At 46.7% G+C, this 3,510-nt stretch carries 5 protein-coding genes; all 5 read left to right on the top strand.

The annotated features are described in order from the left end of the window. Positions 1 to 149 precede the first annotated feature (149 nt). Positions 150 to 1,730, top strand: a complete 1,581-nt coding sequence (locus ACY692_RS14585; RefSeq protein WP_462326107.1) for an ATP-binding protein — start codon at positions 150 to 152, stop codon at positions 1,728 to 1,730. Continuing rightward, positions 1,711 to 2,124, top strand: a complete 414-nt coding sequence (locus tag ACY692_RS14580; protein WP_462326106.1) for a hypothetical protein — start codon at positions 1,711 to 1,713, stop codon at positions 2,122 to 2,124. Before ACY692_RS14585 ends, ACY692_RS14580 begins: the two co-directional genes overlap by 20 nt. Positions 2,125 to 2,406: 282 nt before the next feature. After that, positions 2,407 to 2,859: a prepilin-type N-terminal cleavage/methylation domain-containing protein gene (locus ACY692_RS14575; protein WP_462326105.1), complete on the top strand. Its 453-nt coding sequence runs from the start codon at positions 2,407 to 2,409 to the stop codon at positions 2,857 to 2,859. After that, positions 2,856 to 3,266: a type II secretion system protein gene (locus tag ACY692_RS14570; RefSeq protein WP_462326104.1), complete on the top strand. Its 411-nt coding sequence runs from the start codon at positions 2,856 to 2,858 to the stop codon at positions 3,264 to 3,266. Before ACY692_RS14575 ends, ACY692_RS14570 begins: the two co-directional genes overlap by 4 nt. Positions 3,267 to 3,277: 11 nt before the next feature. Continuing rightward, the coding region (locus tag ACY692_RS14565; RefSeq protein WP_462326103.1) for a pilus assembly FimT family protein at positions 3,278 to 3,510 on the top strand (233 nt) is incomplete at its 3' end.

Raw genomic sequence — 3,510 nt, 5'->3', positions numbered from 1 at the left:
GGGGTGCCTGATTCGTTGCCATGGAATCATTTCTCTATTTGACGCTCCATTTGATCTTACATAGGAATTCAGGAGAACCTCGTTCAGGGATCGGGCGGATTGCGTTTGTCTGAGATAAGTTAATTGTTGTGCATATGAAGAGAGCAGCCATGAAAAAACTACCCATCGGCATATCGACATTCTCTGAATTTATTGAAGATATATATTACTATGTTGATAAGACCTCATACGTCCATCAGCTGATCGAAGGTGGGAAATATTATTTTCTCTCCCGCCCTCGTCGGTTCGGCAAGAGTCTTTTCGTGGATACGCTCAAGTGTGCCTTTGAAGGCCGGCGCGAGCTGTTTGCCGGATTGTACCTCGAGAAGCATTGGGATTGGGAGGACGTGCGTCCTGTCATTACGATCAGTTTTGGGAGAGGACACGTTCTCGGGGTAGATGAACTTACACTTCGTATCAAAACCATTTTGGATGAAAACGCACAGGCCAATGGGGTTCGCTGTACCAATGAGTTATCTGCGGATCGTTTTGCCGAGCTTATGCGCAAGTTGCATGAGAAGACAGGCAAGCGGGTGGTCATTCTCGTTGACGAGTATGATAAACCCATATTGGACAATATTGAAAATCCGGTGAAGGCAGCCCGGATCAGGGATGTATTGAAGGATTTGTATTCCGTTATCAAGGACAGTGACGGGCACATTCGTTTTTGCTTTATTACGGGCGTGAGCAAATTCAGCCGGGTGAGCATTTTCAGCGGATTGAACAACCTCACCGACATATCCCTCGATGCCGAGTTTGGGGCACTGTGCGGGTATACAAGGGATGAACTGGAAACGACCTTTGCGGATCGCCTGGAAGGTGTTGATCGCGGACTGCTCCAGGAGTGGTACGACGGCTACAATTTTCTTGGTGCGCACAAGGTTTACAATCCCTTTGACGTGCTGTTGTTTTTTCAGAAAAAGCAATTCGGCAACTACTGGTTTGAAAGCGCCACTCCCAGCTTTCTTGTGAAGTTGCTGCAGCAGAACAAGGTCTATCTGCCGAGTCTGGACAATATCCAGATCGATCAAGGTATGCTTTCCGGTTGCGAGCTGGACGCGCTCTTGCCCGAGGCTGTTCTTTTTCAATCCGGCTATCTTACCATCAAACATGTGGAAGAATTCGCACCGGGCCAGCGGATTTTTACCCTGGATTTTCCCAACTACGAGGTCAGAGTCAGCCTCAACCTCCATCTTCTCAATCATCTCTCCGGTGTACCGTCACAAACGAGCTCCCTGCGCCTGAACTTGATCCGTGCGCTCAGGCAAGCAGATCTCGAGCAGGTCAGAGATCTCTTCAAATCCCTGCTGTCGTCCATCCCCAATGAATGGTACACGAACAATAATCTGGATGCGTATGAAGGCTATTACGCATCGGTTATCTACGCCTGCCTGGCATCCCTCGGCTTTGCTCTCCGCCCGGAAGAAAGCTCGAGTCACGGCCGGGCCGATTTGATTCTGGATACCGGTGACATCGTTTATGTCATGGAATTCAAGGTGGTCGAAATCGAGGGAGACGGCCAGAAGGCCATCGAGCAGATCCGCGAGAAGGGATACCATCATCAATATGTTCAGGCCGGACGGAAGGTCGTGCTGGTTGGGATGGATTTTTCCAGGGAAGAAAGGAATCTGGTCGGGTTTGGGTATGAAATGGGTGATGGAGCTTACGCGAATGATGATGAACAGAGATAATGCTTCGATTTCTCGGTACCAGATTAACCAGTATGTGAAAGCCGCACTTGTTCGTCATTTTGTCGATTTGTCGGTTCTCAATTTTTCCACGACCGGTTCCACGGTGTATCTTTCCGGTTCCATCAGAAAGGATCCCAAGGGTGAATTTCCCAAGGTCGGGTTGGAGGCCTTGTTGCGTGAGATTGTTCGTAGTCCCGGGGTGCGATCATTGCAGGCGAATGTGGATAATTGGGTCATCAATTATACAGGGGCGGGTTTTGAATTGTACCGCAAGGCCATTCAGCGGGGTGGTTCCGGTGCCGGTGAAACCGTGCATATTGGCGAATCCGAGTATGTTCAGGAGGTTTTGGAGGATATTGCCGGGACGGATGGTGATGAAGATCGCGGTACGTGATCAGGCTGATCTGTAAAACACGAAAAAGGGCGGTGGCGGGTGTCATCGCCCTTTTTTAATCGTGGTTGTCGATCGGCTGAAAGAGTGGGAATGTTCATGGTTTCATGCCTTGGAATCGCTTCTTTATTTGACGGTTCTGTTGATCTTACATAGTGATTGCTATAGAAATTGATTGACCGATCAGGGTAAGGTGATCCTTACAGGATTGGTTTTCCTGTGAAGAGGCCGAATATGAATGGGTTGTATGTGATTAATAAATTTTCATAAGGTTGCGATACCCAAATGTATCGAAAAATCGACGGGTTTACACTGATTGAAATAATCGCCGTACTTGTAGTGCTCGCGATTTTGGTAGCTATTGCCATCTCTCGATTTTCCCTGGACGGATATTCGGATACCGCCGAAATCAATACATTGGCGCAACATATACGATTGGCCCAATCCCGTTCTTTGAGGCAGGGTGGGCAGTGGGGAATCAAATTTGATGCCGGCAGTGATGCCTACTGGTTGTTCCTTGCCCCTGATGACGGGACCAAGAAGCAATTACCTGGTCAAAGTTTAAGTCAAGTCAATGTCGGGAGCTTGTCTGTGAGCTCTGGGTCAATCGTTTCCTTTGACCGATTCGGCAGACCCTGCTCTGATAATAATGCGTCGTCACAAATAGGAAACGATCTTGTTGTGAGTATCGGGACAAAAAGTTTGACAGTTACTCAAGAGACTGGATTCATACCATGAAACAAAAAATACGTGGATTTACTCTTATAGAAATAATTATTACCCTTGTCGTTGTTGCGATAATGGGTGCGATTGTTGCATCATTTTTTAATACATCGCTGACAAAAAGTAGCTTGCCTATCAATGTTGTTAAGCAAGAAAATAATGTTGAAGATGTAATGGAAATTATTATTTCTGATTATCAGGCCTATAGACAAACAAATGGAACAGATGCTGCTGAGCAGATATATCAAAACCGGAATGATTCTAAATTCAACACAGCTGAAGTCGGTACTCAAATGTCTTGGATAAAATTTGTATCCAATACGGAAACCGCAGGCAATTCCACAGATGGACTTTTAAAGGTGACTGTCTATTCAAAGAGATCGAATGGACAGAAAATCACGACTATTTTGTCCGGTTATTGAGGAATTACGTTTTGATACCCGCTCCAGAAATTACAAGAACATCCCATGGGTTCACCCTCGTAGAAGTCATCGTTTCATTGCTTCTGCTCGCTATTATTGGGGTTTTTGGTGGGATGTTTCTGGGAGATTTTATCGAAGGGTATCTATTAAGCTCTTCCAATTCAGCCCATGCACTCACTTCGCAGATCGCACAGGAACGCATCCGGGTTGAGCTACTCGGTCTCAATGGAACAGACTCCGGGAC

The organism is Desulfoplanes sp. (genome assembly GCF_054921335.1).
Note: the sequence above shows the minus strand (reverse complement) of the source record. Positions and strands in the feature narration are given on the sequence as shown.

Excerpts from the sequence above, each read along its gene's own strand:
- ACY692_RS14585 (WP_462326107.1), top strand. The coding sequence starts at position 150 with ATGAAAAAACTACCCATCGGCATATCGACATTCTCTGAATTTATTGAA.
- ACY692_RS14580 (WP_462326106.1), top strand. The coding sequence starts at position 1,711 with ATGATGATGAACAGAGATAATGCTTCGATTTCTCGGTACCAGATTAAC.
- ACY692_RS14575 (WP_462326105.1), top strand. The coding sequence starts at position 2,407 with ATGTATCGAAAAATCGACGGGTTTACACTGATTGAAATAATCGCCGTA.
- ACY692_RS14570 (WP_462326104.1), top strand. The coding sequence starts at position 2,856 with ATGAAACAAAAAATACGTGGATTTACTCTTATAGAAATAATTATTACC.